Annotated in this window: 15 protein-coding genes; 4 read left to right on the forward strand and 11 right to left on the reverse strand. The window is 67.5% G+C overall.

Annotated elements, in window-relative coordinates; translation table 11 throughout:
• Genes AC1D2H_RS05975 through AC1D2H_RS06010 form a run of 8 tightly spaced genes read right to left on the reverse strand, consistent with a single transcriptional unit; the run spans nt 1 to nt 8,443 of the window.
• Nucleotides 1-939, reverse strand: a complete 939-nt coding sequence (locus tag AC1D2H_RS05975; RefSeq protein ID WP_478010261.1) for a glycoside hydrolase family 43 protein — start codon at nt 937-939, stop codon at nt 1-3.
• Entirely contained in the window at nt 936-2,462 is a 1,527-nt protein-coding gene (gene arfA / locus AC1D2H_RS05980) for an arabinosylfuranosidase ArfA (RefSeq protein WP_478010262.1), read from the reverse strand. The genes AC1D2H_RS05975 and arfA overlap by 4 nt, the downstream gene beginning before the upstream one ends.
• On the reverse strand, nt 2,462-3,775 hold the full coding sequence (locus tag AC1D2H_RS05985) for an extracellular solute-binding protein (protein ID WP_478010263.1): 1,314 nt from the start codon (nt 3,773-3,775) through the stop codon (nt 2,462-2,464). The genes arfA and AC1D2H_RS05985 overlap by 1 nt, the downstream gene beginning before the upstream one ends.
• The gene (locus AC1D2H_RS05990; protein WP_478010264.1) at nt 3,772-4,608 is read right to left on the reverse strand and encodes a carbohydrate ABC transporter permease; all 837 of its coding nucleotides are present in this window, start codon (nt 4,606-4,608) and stop codon (nt 3,772-3,774) included. The genes AC1D2H_RS05985 and AC1D2H_RS05990 overlap by 4 nt, the downstream gene beginning before the upstream one ends.
• Nucleotides 4,605-5,492: a carbohydrate ABC transporter permease gene (locus AC1D2H_RS05995; protein WP_478010265.1), complete on the reverse strand. Its 888-nt coding sequence runs from the start codon at nt 5,490-5,492 to the stop codon at nt 4,605-4,607. The genes AC1D2H_RS05990 and AC1D2H_RS05995 overlap by 4 nt, the downstream gene beginning before the upstream one ends.
• On the reverse strand, nt 5,489-6,580 hold the full coding sequence (locus AC1D2H_RS06000; RefSeq protein WP_478010266.1) for an ABC transporter ATP-binding protein: 1,092 nt from the start codon (nt 6,578-6,580) through the stop codon (nt 5,489-5,491). The genes AC1D2H_RS05995 and AC1D2H_RS06000 overlap by 4 nt, the downstream gene beginning before the upstream one ends.
• Before the next feature lie 16 nt (nt 6,581-6,596).
• A complete protein-coding gene (locus AC1D2H_RS06005; protein ID WP_478010267.1) occupies nt 6,597-7,514 on the reverse strand; it encodes an arabinan endo-1,5-alpha-L-arabinosidase in 918 nt (305 codons plus the stop codon).
• Nucleotides 7,514-8,443 (reverse strand): dihydrodipicolinate synthase family protein, encoded by a 930-nt coding sequence (locus AC1D2H_RS06010; protein WP_478010268.1) that lies wholly within the window; start codon nt 8,441-8,443, stop codon nt 7,514-7,516. The genes AC1D2H_RS06005 and AC1D2H_RS06010 overlap by 1 nt, the downstream gene beginning before the upstream one ends.
• Before the next feature lie 220 nt (nt 8,444-8,663).
• Between AC1D2H_RS06010 and AC1D2H_RS06015 the strand changes: the two genes are divergently transcribed.
• The 4 genes from AC1D2H_RS06015 to AC1D2H_RS06030 all read left to right on the forward strand — a co-directional run bounded on the left by AC1D2H_RS06015 (nt 8,664) and on the right by AC1D2H_RS06030 (nt 11,962).
• Nucleotides 8,664-9,428 carry an SDR family NAD(P)-dependent oxidoreductase gene (locus AC1D2H_RS06015; protein ID WP_478010269.1) on the forward strand — a complete coding sequence of 255 codons (765 nt, stop codon included), beginning with the start codon at nt 8,664-8,666 and terminating at the stop codon, nt 9,426-9,428.
• Between the two features lie 73 nt (nt 9,429-9,501).
• Nucleotides 9,502-10,569, forward strand: coding sequence for an aldose epimerase family protein (locus tag AC1D2H_RS06020; RefSeq protein WP_477928947.1), 1,068 nt, complete (start codon nt 9,502-9,504; stop codon nt 10,567-10,569).
• A gap of 9 nt (nt 10,570-10,578) precedes the next feature.
• Complete coding sequence (locus tag AC1D2H_RS06025) at nt 10,579-11,046, forward strand: acyl-CoA thioesterase (RefSeq protein WP_478010270.1); 468 nt, start codon at nt 10,579-10,581, stop codon at nt 11,044-11,046.
• Entirely contained in the window at nt 11,039-11,962 is a 924-nt protein-coding gene (locus tag AC1D2H_RS06030) for an SMP-30/gluconolactonase/LRE family protein (RefSeq protein WP_478010271.1), read from the forward strand. The genes AC1D2H_RS06025 and AC1D2H_RS06030 overlap by 8 nt, the downstream gene beginning before the upstream one ends.
• Here the strand turns inward: AC1D2H_RS06030 and AC1D2H_RS06035 are convergent.
• From AC1D2H_RS06035 to mnmE, 3 genes are all read right to left on the reverse strand, one after another.
• Entirely contained in the window at nt 11,949-13,238 is a 1,290-nt protein-coding gene (locus AC1D2H_RS06035; protein WP_478010272.1) for an alkaline phosphatase family protein, read from the reverse strand. The two genes, AC1D2H_RS06030 and AC1D2H_RS06035, sit on opposite strands and share 14 nt — an antisense overlap.
• A 156-nt stretch (nt 13,239-13,394) precedes the next feature.
• On the reverse strand, nt 13,395-13,577 hold the full coding sequence (locus AC1D2H_RS06040; RefSeq protein ID WP_478010273.1) for a hypothetical protein: 183 nt from the start codon (nt 13,575-13,577) through the stop codon (nt 13,395-13,397).
• A gap of 75 nt (nt 13,578-13,652) precedes the next feature.
• Nucleotides 13,653-15,017: a tRNA uridine-5-carboxymethylaminomethyl(34) synthesis GTPase MnmE gene (gene mnmE, locus AC1D2H_RS06045; RefSeq protein ID WP_478010274.1), complete on the reverse strand. Its 1,365-nt coding sequence runs from the start codon at nt 15,015-15,017 to the stop codon at nt 13,653-13,655.
• Nucleotides 15,018-15,064 lie beyond the last annotated feature (47 nt).

Consider the following 15,064-nt stretch of genomic DNA (forward strand, 5'->3'; position numbering starts at 1 on the left):
TCAGATTGAGTAGGGGCCATCGGCCACCGGCGTGCCGAAGTCGGGGAATCCATCCGCGCGCCAGCCGAAGGCCTGCACGCGCGCGTGGCGGTTGGGGTCGTTCAGTGGGTCGCCGACGATGTCGCGGTAGTTGCGGGCGTGATAGACCAGCAGGTCGGTCTTGCCGTCGGGCGTCGTCGTGAAGCTGTTGTGGCCGGGGCCGAACTGGCTCACCGACTCGTCGGTCTTGAACACCGGCACGGGCGACTTGTGCCAGCTCGCCGGGTCGAGCAGGTCGGCGTTCTCGTCGGCCCACAGCAGGCCCATGCAGTAGTTCGCGTCGGTCGCGGCGGCCGAGTAGGCGATGAAGACCTTGCCGTTGCGCTTCAGCAGCGCGGGGCCCTCGTTGACGCAGAAGCCGATGCGCTCCCAGGCCAGCTCGGGGCGCGTGATGACGACGGGCTCGGACTTCAAGGTCCACGGGTTGGCCATCTCCGCCAGGTAGAGGTTGCTTTCCGTCGGCGGGCTTTTCTGCGCCCAGCAGAGATAGCGCTTGCCGCCGTGCTCGAAGGGCGTGGCGTCCAGCGAGAAGCCTTCCTCGGGCGTGAGGATCTGGCCGCGTTCCACCCAGGGGTCTCGCAGCGGGTCGTCGCCCTCGCATTCGAGGACGTACATGCGCAGCTTCCAGATGTCGTCGCGCTCAGCTGCAGCGAAGTAGACATACCAGCGGCCGTCGACGCGGTGCAGCTCCGGAGCCCAGACGTGGAAGCTCATCGGGCCGCTGTCGTGCTTGTGCCAGATGGTCTTGGGCGCCGCGGTGGAGAGGCCGGCGATGCTGTCCGCGCTGCGGATCTCGATGGCGTCATAGCTGGGCACCGACGCGGTGAACCAGTAGCGGCCGTCGACGAGCGTGATCTGGGGATCGGCGCGCTGTTCGACGAGAGGGTTGTTCCAGGTCATGCTGCGCGAATCGCTTGGGTGACGATGACGTTCCAGGACGTGGGCTTGAGCTTGACGCGCACTTGCTCGCCATGGATGGCGATGCCATCCAGTGGTTGCGGCGCGACGCGGTCCGGGTCGTCAACGGTGTTGGTGGCGTTGAGGTCGGCGCTGTGGAGCTGCTCGGCCTGAAGGAGCTCGCGGTCCGCGCCCAAGCCGCGCAACGTGATGGACAGGTCCATCTCTTCGCTGAGGTGGCGGTTCAGCAGGAAGACAGCGGTGCGGCCCGTGGCCGGGTCATCGACCACGCTGGCGCACAGATAGGGCAGCTCGCCGTGCCTGGCGTTGGCATAGCCGGGCGACTTGACGACAGCCCTCAGCACATCGCCATGCGCCCAGCGCGCGGCCTGCGCAAAGGGGTGAAAGATCGTCTGCCGCCAGGCCGCGCCGCCGGGCTCGGTCATGATGGGCGCGATGACATTGCAGAGTTGCGCCATGCAGGCGACCTTGAGCCGGTCGGCATGGTTCATGAACATCGTCAGCATGCCGCCGATGAGCAGGGCGTCCTCGGCCGTGTAGACCTCCTCCAGCAGCCGTGGTGCTTCGGGCCAGCCCGCCTGCTTGAGGTGTTCGCCGTGGCGGGCGCGGTACCAGACGTTCCATTCGTCGAAGGAGAGCTTCAGGCGCTTCGTCGACCGCTTGCGCGTGGCCACCGAGTCGGCAATCGCCACCGTGTCCTCGATGTAGCGCGCGTTCGTCTCGATCTGCGCGAAGAAGCTCTCGGTGCTGGTGTCCGCGGGCGGCTTCACGAAGTAGCTGTGCAGCGACAGGTAGTCCACCTGCTCGAAGCAATGCTCCAGCACGCGTTCTTCCCAGACGCCGTAGGTTGGCATGTCGTAGGCCGACGAGCCGCAGGCGGCCAGCTCGATGCTCGGGTCCACCCAGCGCATCAGCTTGGCCGTCTCCTTGGCGATGCGACCGTATTCGTCCGGCGTCTTCTGGCAGATCTGCCAGGGGCCGTCCATCTCGTTGCCCAGGCACCAGAACTTGATGCCCAGCGGCTCTTCGGCGCCATGGCTGCGACGCAGGTCGGACAACGCCGTGCCGCCTGGGTGGTTGCAGTATTCGAGGTAGTGCCGCGCCTCGTCTGGCCCGCGCGTGCCGAGGTTGACGCCGAACATCGGCTCGATGCCGACCTTCTTGCACCAATGCATGAACTCGTGCGTGCCGACCTGGTTGGTCTCGGTCGAGAACCAGGCCAGGTCCAGCCGGCGCGGACGCTGGTCCTTGGGCCCGACGCCGTCCTCCCAGTTGTAGCCCGACATGAAGTTGCCACCGGGGTAGCGCACGATCGTTGCGCCCAGCTCTTTCGTCAGCTCGGCCACGTCGCCGCGAAAGCCGTGCTCGTCGGCGGTGGGGTGGCCGGGCTCGTGGATGCCGTTGTAGACACAGCGGCCCAGGTGCTCGACGAAGACGCCGAACAGGCGGCGGTCCAGCGGCGCGAGGTCGAAGTCGCGGTCGACGATGAGTTGGGCTTCAAACATCAGCGTCTCGCTTTCTTGAGGGCCTTGTTGACCCGCTTCTCGACGCTGGCCTGCACCTCGTCGATGGGCTTGCCGGAGATCATCACGTTGGCCACGTCCTCGCCGATCAGCAGCTCGATGGCGCGCTGGGTCGGCACATTGCCCGGCATGCCGGCGCCGGTCTGCGTGATCTCGGTCAGCGCCTCACGCATGGGCAGCGCACGGAAGGCCGCGCTCTCGGCCACGGCCTTGCTGACGGGCAGGTGCCCGGTGCGCGACCACTCGGCACTGTGGTCCCAGACGAACTTCAGGAACTTGACGCTGGCCTCGTGCGCCTTGGCATCCTTGGCGCCGCCCTTGAACAGCGCCCACGAATGCCCATCGGCAAACACGGCGGGCTTGTCATAGAGCTGCGGGAAGGGCTTCACCGTGTAGGCGCCCTTGAGCTTGGAGTCGGGCTTTTGCGACTCGCGCAGGAACTGGTCGATGGTCCAGGTGCCGACGACGACGACGCCCGCCTCGCCGTTCAGGAAGGCCTGGTTGGCGGCGGCGTAGTCGAGGTTGGGCCGCACATGGCCTTCGCGGTACAGCGTCTGCATCAGCGTCAGCGCATTGACGACGGCGGGCTGGTGCATGTTGATGGTCTTGCCATCGGCGGAGAACAGCTGGGCGTTCTGCTGCGCCACCAGCGTCAGGAAGGTTCGGTCATTGGCCGCCGTCTCGTTGGCCACGGCCCAGGCGAAATAGGGCTTGCCGGTGCGCTGCTTGAACTGCCGCGCCTGGGCCAGCAGCTCGTCGGGCGAACGGGGAAGCGTGTCGAGCCCGGCCTTCTTCATCAAGCCGGTGTTGATGTGCCAGAGCCAGGCCCAGGTATCGAAGGGCAACGCATAGGTCTGGCCGTTGAACGAGGTGCCGCGGCGCGCGTGTTCGGTGAAGTCATCGACCGGCACGCCGATGCGCTTGAAGTCCTCGTCCAGCGGCAGCACCAGCTTGCGGCGCACATAGTCTCCCAGGGCGGACTCGTGCATGACGGCGATGGTCGGGATGTCCTTGGAGACGAGGCGGGCGGTGAGCTGGTCGTAGTACGGCCCCCACTCGCCGATCTGCGTCTTCACGACGATGCCATCGGTGTTGGTGGCGTTGAACTCGTTGACCAGGGCGGTGACGATGCCGCATTCGCCGACGCCCTCGGACGTCTTCACGACCTGGCCGTATTGCGCCTCGCAGCTGCCGAAGAAACGCATCAGCGTGATCTCGGTCTTGCCGGTGTTGTCCTTGCTGGCGCCGCAGGCGGCGAGCAGCGCGGCGGAAAGGCAGATGAGCAGACGCTTCATGACTTGCCCGTCCCTGCGACGGCCGTCACCAGATGGCGTTGGAAGAAGAGATACAGCATCAGCGCCGGCATTCCCGCGAACACGGCTTGCGCCATCAGGAAGCCCAGCCCCTCGGACTGCGCGAAGTTGGTCTGCGTGGACGCGAGGCCGCGCGTCAGCGTGTACATGTCCGGCTGCGTCGCGATGACCAGCGGCCAGAGGTAGTCATTCCAGCAGCCCAGGAAGGTGAAGATGCCCAGCGTCGCCTGCGCCGGCAGCGTCAGCGGCAGGATGATGGTCAGGAAGGTCTTGAAGCGCGACGCGTTGTCCAGCAGCGCGGCCTCTTCCAGTTCGGCCGGGATGGCCTTGAAGTACTGCGTCATCAGGTAGACGCCGAAGGGCGCGGCCAGGCCCGGCAGCGTCAGGCCGGCAATCGTGTTCTGCAGGTTCCAGTCCGAGAACAGGCGGTGCAGCGGGATGAAGACGGACTGCGCCGGCACGGCCAGGCCGAACATGACGAGGGCGAACAGCCACTTGCGGCCCGGGAACTCGCAGCGCGCAAAGCCATAGCCCGCCAGCGACGACAGTAACAGCACGCCCACCGTTTGCAGCAGCGCGACGAGCGCGCTGTTGCCCAGCCAGCGGAACACCTGCGAGGTCTGCAGGATGTCCAGGTAGTTGGCCAGCGTGTAGGGCGGCGCCAGGAAGACGTCGGTGTGCGTCAGCAGGAACTCGTTGGGCTTGAAGGACAGGGCCAGCACCCACAGCAGCGGGGCCATCCACACCAAAGCCAGCAGCGTCAGCGCGACCATGACGAAGCGGTCGAACCAACCGCGCCTCAGCAGCGGATTCATTTGCGACCTCCGGTGTCGCGCTCAAGCCAGAGCTGCGTCGACACGCCCACCAGCATGATGGCCAGCAGCACCTGCGAAGCAGCCGTGGCATAGCCCAGCGAGAGCTGCATGAAGGCCTGTTCGTAGATGAACTGCACGACCGAGCGCGTCGTGTTGTTGGGGCCGCCGTTGGTCATCAGCATGACCTGCGGGAAGACCTGGAACTGGCGGATCACCTCGATCAGCGCGACGAGGATGATGGCGCGCTTGAGGCTGGGCAGCGTGATGTGGGTCAGCACGCGCCAGCGCGGCGTGTTGTCCAGCGCGGCGGCTTCGTAGATGTCCGAGGGGATCTGCTGCAGCGCCGACAGGAACATGATCATCGGCAGGCCGATGATCCACCACACGGTCACCAGCGCCACCGTCAGCAGCGCGAGGTTGTCGCTGGTCAGCAGCGGCAGCTCGGGCAGGCCGAGCGCCGCGAAAAACTGGGCGATCAGGCCGCGCTCGGGCATCAGCGCGAGCTTCCACACCAGCGTGATCAGCGTGACCGAGAAGACGGACGCGCAGAAGAAGGTGGCGCGCAGCAAGGTGGCCAGCTTGCCCTGGCGGTTCAGTGCCAGCGCCAGCATCAGCGACAGCACGACAAAGATGGGCGTGCTGATGAGCACGAAGCGGAGGGTGTTCCAGACGACCTGGTGGAAGACCTCGTCGCCCCACAGTTCCTGGTAGTTGCCAAGGCCCACCCAGAAGCTGTCGTTGGACAGCAGGTCGTGGTCGTGAAAGCTGGTCCACACGCCCTTGGCCAGCGGCCACAGCAGCAGCAGCGCGTAGAACGCCACGAAGGGCAAGACAAAGAGGGCATAGGCCGGGCGCGAAGCGCGCAGGCCCACCGCGGCGCTCATGCCAGCGACTCCTGCGCGTGGTGGGCGAGACCCGCCTCGTCGAATAGATGAGCCTCGGCCACGTCCGCGGTGATGGCGACATGGCTGCCCAGCCTGGGCGATGTACCAGCGGGCACCGTGACGATCAACGGCGTGCCGCCTTCGAGCTTCAGGTGCGCCAGCGTGCGCTCGCCGAGGAACTCAACCAGCTCGACGCGGCCGCGCAACGGGCCTTGCTCGGCCACGCGCAGGTTCTCGGGGCGCACGCCCAGCACCAGGCCTTGCGCTGCCAAGCCATCGACCGGAACCCGTGTCGTCACCGCAGCGCCGCCCGGCACCGTCACGACAACACGGCCTCGGTCGTCCGGCGCGCGCTGCACCGGCACGAAGCCCATGCCCGGCGTGCCGATGAAACTGGCCACGAAGCGCGTGGCCGGCCGGCGGTACAGCTCGGCCGGCGTAGCCACCTGCTCGATGGCACCGCCCTTCATGACGACGATGCGCGTGGCCAGCGTCATCGCCTCGATCTGGTCGTGCGTGACGAACACCATGGTCGCGCCCAGGCGTTGGTGCAGTTGCGCCAGCTCCAGCCGCGTGCGGCCACGCAGGGCGGCGTCCAGATTCGACAGCGGTTCGTCGAACAGGAAGATGCCCGGCTCCTTCACCACCGCGCGGCCGATGGCGACGCGCTGGCGCTGGCCACCCGAGAGCTGGCCGGGCTTGCGGTCCAGCAGCGTGTCCAGTTCCAGCATGCGGGCCGACTCGGTGATGCGCTTGGCGATCTCGTCAGCCGGGATGCCGATGTTCTTCAGGCCAAACGCGAGGTTGTCGCGCACCGTCATGTGCGGGTAGAGCGCGTAATGCTGGAACACCATGGCCAGGTTGCGCTGGCCCGGCGGCGCGACGGTGACGTCGCGGTCACCGATGAGGATGCGCCCGCCGCTGACTTCTTCCAGCCCCGCCACCATGCGCAAGAGACTCGTCTTGCCGCAACCCGACGGGCCGAGGAAGACGACGAACTCGCCTTCGGCCACGTCCAGCGACAGGTTCTCGATGACCTGCACCGCGCCGTAGCGCTTGCAGACGTTCTCCAACTTCAGGCCAGCCACGGTGGGTGTCTCCGGTTCATTCTTCTTGGGGAATCACGGGCCAGCCATCGTCGGACCAGCTCAGGCGCTTGATGCGCAGATGCGGCTTGCCGCCGCGTTCGGTGTCGTAGGCGTGGTGGACCAGCCAGTCGCCGACGACGTCCTGGTGGCCGGGGCCTTTCCAGCGCGTGCTACTTGCCAGCAATGGCGTGGCGCCCGCGTCCATCATGTCCTTGCCGTCGCGGTCGAGATAAGGGCCTGTGACGCTGCGGGCGCGGCCGACGCGGATGTTGTAGCTGCTGTCGGCGCCGCGGCAGCACAGGTCGTAGGAGGCGAACAGATAGACCCAGTCGCCGTGACGCGCGATGGTCGGCGCCTCGATGCCGCCCTTGCGGCGGGCGATGAGGCGGGTCTCGCCGATGGGGCGCAGCGTATCGACGCTCAGTTCGGTCAGGCGGATGCCGCCCCAGAAGGAGCCGTAGCTCAGCCAGAGCTTGCCGTCGCGCTCGACAAACAGGTCGGGGTCGATGGCGTTGAAGTTGTCGGTCGCCGTGCTCTGCACGATGAGGCCTTCGTCACGCCAGTCGCCGTCAGGCTTGTCGCTGCTGGCCAGGCCGATGGCCGATCGGTTCTTGCCGAAGGTGGAGATGGAATACAGAACCCAGGTGCGGCCGCGATGCTGGAAGAGCTTGGGCGCCCAGACATCCAGGCCCTTGTGCTCGGGCACGGCGTCGGCCCACCAGGCGGGTGCTTCACCGAACGCCGGCGCCAGACGGCGCCAGGTCTTGCCGGCGTCGGTGGACTCCAGCCGCTGCAGGCCTCGGCCGGTCGTGAAGACGAACCAGCGCTCGCCCAGGATCAGCAGCGTCGGGTCATGGGCGCCGGGTTCGGCCTCCTGCGCGCGTGCCGGAGCGGCCAGGCACAGCGCGAGCAGCGCTGCGAACAGCGCACGCATCACTTGCCCCAGCGCAGAACCAGTGGGTCGAGGCGTTTGGCGGCGTCGAGCAGGCCCGCGCGCACTTCGGGGCTCATCTCGGGGAAGGGGTGGCGCGGCGCATCGCTGTTGATGACGCCGCCTTCCTTCATCAGCGCCTTGGCGGTCAGGATGCCGCCCTGGCGGTTCTCGTAGTTGATCAGCGGCAGCCAGCGGCCGTACTGGACGACGGCCTCCTCGCGATCACCGGCGTGGAAGGCGTCGAAGATCTTGCGGATGCCGTCGGGGAAGCCACCGCCCGTCATCGCGCCAGTGGCGCCGGCGTCCAGGTCGGCCAGCAGCGTGATGGCTTCCTCGCCGTCCCACGGGCCTTCGATGGCCGCGCCGCCGACGCGGATCAGTTCGCGCATCTTGCTGGCGGCCTGCGGCATCTCCAGCTTGAAGTACTTCACGTTGGCGATGTTGGCTGCCATGCGCGCGAGGAAGGGCACCGACAGCGGCGTGCCGGCCACCGGGGCATCCTGGATCATGATGGGAATCGAGATCGCGTCGGACAGGCGCTGGTAAAAGCTCTCGATCTGGCCTTCGGACACGCGGAAGGTGGCGCCGTGATACGGCGGCATGACCATGACCATGGCCGCGCCCAACGCTTCAGCCAACTGGCTGCGCTCGATGCAGATCTGCGTCGAGTAATGCGTCGTCGTGACGATGACGGGCACGCGGCCGGCCACGTGCTCGAGGATGGCCCGGGTCAGCATCTCGCGCTCGGCGTCAGCCAGCACGAACTGCTCGGAGAAGTTGGCGAGGATGCACAGGCCGGTGGAGCCGGCGTCGATCATGAAATCGACGCAGCGCAGCTGGCCGGGAACGTCCAGCGTGCCGTCGGCGTGGAAGATGGTCGGAACGACGGGGAAGACGCCGCGGTAGGGGCGGCTGGTGGAGACGCTCATGATGGGGCCCTTGTCTCTGGGAAGTTGAATGCAGGCGCCGGCGGGCGGCGCCCGGCCAGCTGTCTTCGCCGGCATTGGTCGCCATTAAAGTATGACTATTTATGCGAGATCATTGGGGTTAACCCGGAATTTGTCGACTTTGCAAACAAATAAGTATGACTAATAATCTCACCACCGCCAGGCCAAAGCAGCCGGGCCGCCTATCGCAGGAGACAGTCTGATGAGTTCTTACGCCCGCTACCCCAGCCTCCAGGACCGGGGCGTGCTGATCACCGGCGGGGCCACCGGCATCGGCGAAACCTTGGTGGAGACCTTTGCTGAACAGGGCGCCAAGGTGGCCTTCATCGACCTGGCCGCCGATGAAGGCAAGGCGCTCGCGGCACGCCTTGCTGGCTCGCGCCATGCACCGCAATTCGCTGCAGCCGACCTGAGCAACGTCGAGTCCCTGCGCGGCGCCATCGCTGCCCTGCGCGAGCGCAGCGGCCCCTTCACCGTGCTGCTGAACAACGCCGCCAACGACAAGCGCCACGCCGTCGAAGAGACGACACCCGAGTTCTGGGACGCCAGCGTCGCCGTCAACCTCAAGCACCAGTTCTTCACCGCCCAGGCCGTGCTGGCCGACATGCAGGCGGCCGGCGGTGGCTCCATCATCAACTTCGGCTCCATCAGCTGGATGCTCAAGCAGGGCGGCATGCCGGCATACACGGCGAGCAAGGCCGCGGCGCAAGGCCTCACGCGTTGCCTGGCGCGCGACTTCGGACCGCACAAGATCCGCGTCAACACGCTGGTGCCCGGCTGGGTCATGACCGAGAAGCAGTTGAAGCTCTGGGTTACCGAAGAGACCAAGAAGGAAATCGCCAAGGGCCAGTGCATCAACGAGCCGCTGATGCCGCAGCACATCGCTGCCATGGCCTTGTTCCTGGCTGCCGATGACAGCGCCATGTGCACGGCGCAGGACTTCATCGTCGACGGCGGCTGGGTATGAGCGCCGCGCCGGGCCGCCCCAAGCAAGCTCGCTCCCGCTTGGCGGGACAGGCCGCAGGCCGAAGGGTGCACCAATGAGCATGGACTGCCGCGAATACGGCCGCCTGCCCGATGGCCGGCTGGTGCATGAATACACCCTCAGCAACGGCCTCGGCCTGAAGCTGACCGCCATCACGCTGGGCGGCATCGTCACCGGCCTGTGGACGCCCGATGCGAAAGGCACCCCAGGGAACGTCGTGCTCGGCTTCGACAATCTCGACGACTACGTCCACCGCAACCCATCCTTCGGCATCATCGTCGGCCGCTACGGCAACCGCATTGCCGGCGCCAGCTTCGAGCTGGATGGCCAGGCCCACGCGCTGGGCCGCAACGACGGCCCCAACTGCCTGCACGGTGGACCCGAGGGCTTCGGTCATCGCCTCTGGCAGGCCACGCCCGCCGAGCCACGCGCGGGTGAAGCCGCGGCGCTGCGCCTGAGCTACACCAGCCCGCATGGCGAGCAAGGCTTCCCGGGCGAGCTGCGCGTCTATGTGCGCTACTCGCTGAGCGCCACCGACAACAGCTGGCGCATCGACTACGAGGCGACGACCGACCGCGCCACCGTCGTCAACCTGACCCACCACGACTACTTCAACCTCGCCGGCGACGGCAGCGTGCTGCGCCACCGCCTGACCATCCCCGCATCGCGCTACAGCGAGGTGGACGAGCACCTGATCCCACAGCGCCACGTGTCGGTGGAGGGCACGCCCTTCGATTTCCGCCAGTCGACGGCGATCGTGGCGCGCATCCGCCGCGCCCACCCGCAGCTGCTGATCGGCAAGGGCTATGACCACAACTGGCTGCTCGACGGCGAGCTGGGTGCCGAGGGCGTGCGCCCCGCCGCCACGCTGGAGGACCCGCACTCCGGCCGCCGCATGGTGGTGCTGACCAGCGAGCCGGCCCTGCAGTTCTACTCGGGCAACTTCCTCGACGGCAGCCTGGCCGGCCCCGGTGGCCGCGTCTACCGCCAGGGCGACGGCCTGTGCCTGGAGACCCAGCACAACCCCGACTCACCGCATCACGAAGCCAGTGCAGACTGGCCTTCCACGGTGCTGAGGCCCGGCGAGGTGTGGCGCAGCACCACAATCCATCGCTTCACGTAGGAGCGCTCCATGGACCTGCCCGCCCACCAACTGACGATGACGGTGCTGATGACACCGGACACCGCCAATTTCTCCGGCAATGTCCATGGCGGCAACATCCTCAAGCTGCTCGACCAGGTCGCCTACGCCTGCGCCAGCCGCTATGCAGGCCGCTATGTCGTCACGCTGTCGGTGGACCGCGTCATCTTCCGCCAGCCCATCCACGTCGGCGAGCTGGTCAGCTTCCTGGCCAGCATCAACATGACGGGCAGCTCGTCGATGGAAGTCGGCATCAAGGTCGTGGCCGAGAACATCCGCACGCAGGAGACGCGGCACGTCAACAGCTGCTATTTCACGATGGTGGCGGTGGGCGACGACAACAAGCCCGTGCCCGTGGCGCCGCTGCGCCCCTTCACTCCCGACGAGCGCCGCCGCCACGCCGCAGCCATCGCCCGCAAGCAGGCCCGCGCGACCCTTGAAGCCCGATCCGATGAGTAACGCCGAACATCCCTTCACCCTCGCCCTGGCCCAGCCCAACAAGCTCGGCGAAGGCATCCAGTGGCACGCGCCCAGCGGCCGCTGGTGGTGGACCGACATCGAGGGCGCCTGCATCCACGCCTGGACGCCAGGCGCCAGCGCCGCGCTGCAGGTACGCCTGCCCGAGCGCGTCGGCTGCTTCGTACACGCCCGCTCCGGCGCCATCATCCTGGCCATGGCCAAGCGCCTGGCGCGGCTGACGCTGCCCGACCTGCAGGCCACCGGCAGCATCGCCGTCGAGCCCGAGACGATCACGCCGCTGGAAGCCAAGCTGCCCACCACGCGCGCCAACGACGGCCGCTGTGATCGCAGCGGCAACTTCGTCTTCGGCACGCTGGACGAAGCCAGCCCGCGCCAGCGCATCGGCAGCTTCTACCAATACTCGCTGGCCCACGGCCTGCGCCGCCTGGCGCTGGACGGCGTGGGCATCGCCAACAGCATCTGCTTCAGCCCCGACGGCCGGCGCATGCACTACTGCGACACCACCACCACGCGCATCATGGTCTGCGACTACGACGCCGACAGCGCCCGTGTCAGCGAGCCGCGCGTGTTCGTGACCAAGGAGTTCGACGACAACTGCTGGCCCGACGGCTCCATCGTCGATGCCAAGGGTTGTCTGTGGAATGCGGAGTGGGGCAATGCCGCCGTCGCCCGCTACGCGCCGGATGGCCGGCTGCTCGGCCGCTTCGGCGTGCCGGTCAGCAATGTGACCTGCCCCGCCATGGGCGGCCCGAACGGCGACCAGATCCTCGTCACGACCGCCCGCGAGGGCCTCAGCACGGCCGACCTGATGGCGCGCCCGCTGTCGGGCAGCTTGTTCGGTATGGCCGTCGAGCCGGGCCTCTATCTGCCCGACGCGCTGTTCAACGACGAATGAACACGCCGCGGAAGACGGCGCCGTCGCCATCCACGCCGGCGGCCGCCGGCAGCCCCATCAGCCGGCGCAGCAGCGGGTAGACCTCGACGTTGTCGAAGTCCGGCAGCACCCGCCCCCCGGTGAAGGCGGGGCCGGTCGCGATGAACAGCGAGTTCATCTCCGGCGCCATGTGGTCGTAGCCATGGTTGCCGCCGACGGCGGCCTTGCGGGGCGCGTTGGCCAGCACCAGCCAGCCCGGTTGGGCGAGACACAGGATCGGTGGAATGCGCGGGTTCGAACCGTAATGGAAGCGCGCCGGGATGTCGGCCTTGCGCCAGCACTGCATGTGCTCGTGCGGAACGAACAAGGCCTTCTCGACCTGCGCTTCCATGCCGGGCAGCGGCGCGAGGCTGGCGAAGGTGCCGGTCTCGACGAGGTGGTAGAGCTTGGGATCGACCAGCTTGTCGAGCGCGATCGTGCGTTCGCTGCTGGTGGCGGCCATGCCGTGGTCCGCCACGATGACGAGATTGGCCGGTTGGGCCAGCTGCTTCAGGCCGGCCAGCAGCGCGCGGATCGCGCCGTCGACCTGGGCCACGGCCTGCGTGGTTTCCGCGCTGTCCGGACCGTAGTCATGGCCGGCGGTATCGACCTTCTCGAAGTACACCGTCACGAACTTCGGGCGGATGTCGGCGGGCCGGCGCAGCCAGTCCAGCACCGTGTTGACGCGCTGCACGTCGGTGATGGCCTGGTGGTATTGCATCCAGTCCGAGGGGCGCGTGCCCTCGACCTGCTTGTGGCCGTCGACATCTTCCATGCCGCCGATGGCGACGTTGGCGCCCGGCCAGAACATGATGGCGGTGCGCACGCCGGCCTTCTCCGCGTCCACCCAGATCGGCGGTGCCGCGTTCCACCACCAGGGGTCATCCGTGGCCATCGTGAAGGGCGTCTTGCGCTCGGGCGACTCCATCCGGTTGCCGACGATGCCATGGCGGTCCGGGCGCAGGCCCGTCACCAGCGTCCAGTGGTTGGGGAAGGTCTTGGTCGGAAAGGACGGGTGCATCACGCCCGAGACGCCATCGGCTGCCAGCCACGACAGCGTGGGACTCACGCCGCGTCGCAGGTAGTCCTCGCGGAAGCCGTCGATGGACACGAGGATGGTCACGGGCTGGCGCGACTCGATGGCGGTCGGTGCCTGGGTGGCGCAGCCGGTCAAGCCCAGCAGGATGGCAGTCAGAAGGCCTGCGACGGCGGTGACTGCGGCGGGAAAGGGCCAGGCATCGCGAGAGGGTGTCGGCATGGGGGCGCTGAAGAAAACCGTCCTTCACTTTAGCGTCGGTCTTGTCGGCCACCATCCGCTTCCACCCCTGAAGTCGGCGCCAGCACGGGGCGGCAAAAGACGCTGGCCTCACACGGCTACATGGTCGTCAACCTCTTCAACGGCGACAGCCGCGGCCTAGCGCCGGCCGGGCTTCTGCACCCAGGCGTCCATCCAGTCGGAGCCGGACAGCACACGCCGCGAGCGCCACATCTCGTCGCGCGGCTGTGGGTTGGCGGGCGTTGCTGGCCGGGCCTGTGACGCCGGCTGGCGAGGCTCCGCAGCGGTCGCCGTGAAGCTGAACTGTTGAAGGCGTCGCATGCGACCTCCTTGGGCATCGAGACAGCACCACCGTAAGCAGTGGCGCGTAAAGAACGCATAAGGATGGCCGGCGGACTACTTGCCAATGCAAAAACTGCTGAAAATGACGCCCAGCAGCTCGTCGGCCGAAAAGGCGCCGGTGATCTCGCCCAGCGCGTCGTGGGCCAGGCGCAGCTCTTCGGCCAGCAGGTCCAGGGCCGCATCGCGCTGTTCGGCAATCGCCCGTGCCTGTTCGAGATGCTCGGCGGTGCGGGCCAGCGCCTGAACATGTCGCTCGCGAGCGATGAACAGTCCTTCCGGCACGGCCTGCCAGCCGGCCGTCTTGAGCAGGCGCTGGCGCAAGGCCTCCAGGCCTTCGCCGGTCTTCAGGCTCAGCGCAATTTCGCCCGCGGGCGCCGCGGCCAGGTCGGCCTTGTTGAAGACCTGCACGATGCGACTCGCTTCGACGCCGCCCAGCCGCGCACGGATGCGCTCGTCCTCGGCTTCGTAGTCGGCCTGGCCGACGCGCCCCAGGTCGTGAAGGAAGAGCACGACGTCGGCATCGGCAATCGCGTCCCAGGACCGCGACACGCCGATGCGCTCGACCTCGTCCACCGTCGCATCGCGCAAGCCCGCCGTGTCGGTGATGTGCAGGGGCACGCCTTCGATCTGGATGGTCTGGCTGACCTTGTCGCGCGTGGTGCCCGGGATGGGCGTGACGATGGCGAGTTCGGCGCCGGCCAGTGCATTCAGCAGCGAACTCTTGCCAACATTCGGCTGCCCCGCGAGCACGACCTTGAGGCCGTCGCGCAGCAGTGCGCCTTGGCGCGTGCGGGCCTGCACGGCCCGCAGTTGGGCGGTCAGGCGGTCCAAGCGGCCGAAGGCGTCGGCCTTCTCGAGAAAGTCGATCTCTTCCTCGGGGAAATCCAGCGTCGCCTCGACCAGCATGCGCAGCTGGATGAGCTGGTCGCGCAGCACGCCCACCTCATGCGACAGCGCGCCGCCGAGCGCCCGGCTCGCGCTGCGAGCGGCGGCCTCGGTGCTGGCGTCGATGAGGTCGGCCACGGCCTCGGCCTGGGCGAGGTCGAGCTTGCCGTTCAGGAAGGCGCGTTGCGTGAACTCACCGGGTTCGGCCAAGCGCACATTGCCGCCAGCCTCGATGACCCGGGCAAGCAGCAGCTGCATGACGACCGCACCGCCATGGGCTTGCAGCTCCAGCACATGTTCACCGGTGTAGGAATGCGGCGCCGGGAAGTACAAGGCCAAGCCTTGGTCGATGGCGGCGCCGTTCGCGTCGCGAAAGGGTAAGTAGCTCGCCTCGCGCGGCTTCAGCACGCGACCGCAGACGGCTTCGATGAGTGGTGCCAGGTCTTGCGGCGACGACACGCGCACGATGCCGACTGCACCGCGCCCGGGGGCGGTAGCAATGGCGGCAATGGGGTCAGCGTGGCGAGCAAGCATGTTGCGATTGTCGGCGGCCAAAGCAAACAGCCACCCGAAGGTGGCTG

Source organism: Roseateles sp. P1_C1_2, from assembly GCF_056406535.1.

What these genes read in the sequence shown, in the direction of transcription:
- AC1D2H_RS05975 (WP_478010261.1), bottom strand. Translation starts at nt 939, where the DNA reads ATGACCTGGAACAACCCTCTCGTCGAACAGCGCGCCGATCCCCAGATC.
- arfA (WP_478010262.1), bottom strand. Translation starts at nt 2,462, where the DNA reads ATGTTTGAAGCCCAACTCATCGTCGACCGCGACTTCGACCTCGCGCCG.
- AC1D2H_RS05985 (WP_478010263.1), bottom strand. Translation starts at nt 3,775, where the DNA reads ATGAAGCGTCTGCTCATCTGCCTTTCCGCCGCGCTGCTCGCCGCCTGC.
- AC1D2H_RS05990 (WP_478010264.1), bottom strand. Translation starts at nt 4,608, where the DNA reads ATGAATCCGCTGCTGAGGCGCGGTTGGTTCGACCGCTTCGTCATGGTC.
- AC1D2H_RS05995 (WP_478010265.1), bottom strand. Translation starts at nt 5,492, where the DNA reads ATGAGCGCCGCGGTGGGCCTGCGCGCTTCGCGCCCGGCCTATGCCCTC.
- AC1D2H_RS06005 (WP_478010267.1), bottom strand. Translation starts at nt 7,514, where the DNA reads ATGCGTGCGCTGTTCGCAGCGCTGCTCGCGCTGTGCCTGGCCGCTCCG.
- AC1D2H_RS06010 (WP_478010268.1), bottom strand. Translation starts at nt 8,443, where the DNA reads ATGAGCGTCTCCACCAGCCGCCCCTACCGCGGCGTCTTCCCCGTCGTT.
- AC1D2H_RS06015 (WP_478010269.1), top strand. Translation starts at nt 8,664, where the DNA reads ATGAGTTCTTACGCCCGCTACCCCAGCCTCCAGGACCGGGGCGTGCTG.
- AC1D2H_RS06020 (WP_477928947.1), top strand. Translation starts at nt 9,502, where the DNA reads ATGAGCATGGACTGCCGCGAATACGGCCGCCTGCCCGATGGCCGGCTG.
- AC1D2H_RS06025 (WP_478010270.1), top strand. Translation starts at nt 10,579, where the DNA reads ATGGACCTGCCCGCCCACCAACTGACGATGACGGTGCTGATGACACCG.
- AC1D2H_RS06030 (WP_478010271.1), top strand. Translation starts at nt 11,039, where the DNA reads ATGAGTAACGCCGAACATCCCTTCACCCTCGCCCTGGCCCAGCCCAAC.
- AC1D2H_RS06035 (WP_478010272.1), bottom strand. Translation starts at nt 13,238, where the DNA reads ATGCCGACACCCTCTCGCGATGCCTGGCCCTTTCCCGCCGCAGTCACC.
- AC1D2H_RS06040 (WP_478010273.1), bottom strand. Translation starts at nt 13,577, where the DNA reads ATGCGACGCCTTCAACAGTTCAGCTTCACGGCGACCGCTGCGGAGCCT.
- mnmE (WP_478010274.1), bottom strand. Translation starts at nt 15,017, where the DNA reads ATGCTTGCTCGCCACGCTGACCCCATTGCCGCCATTGCTACCGCCCCC.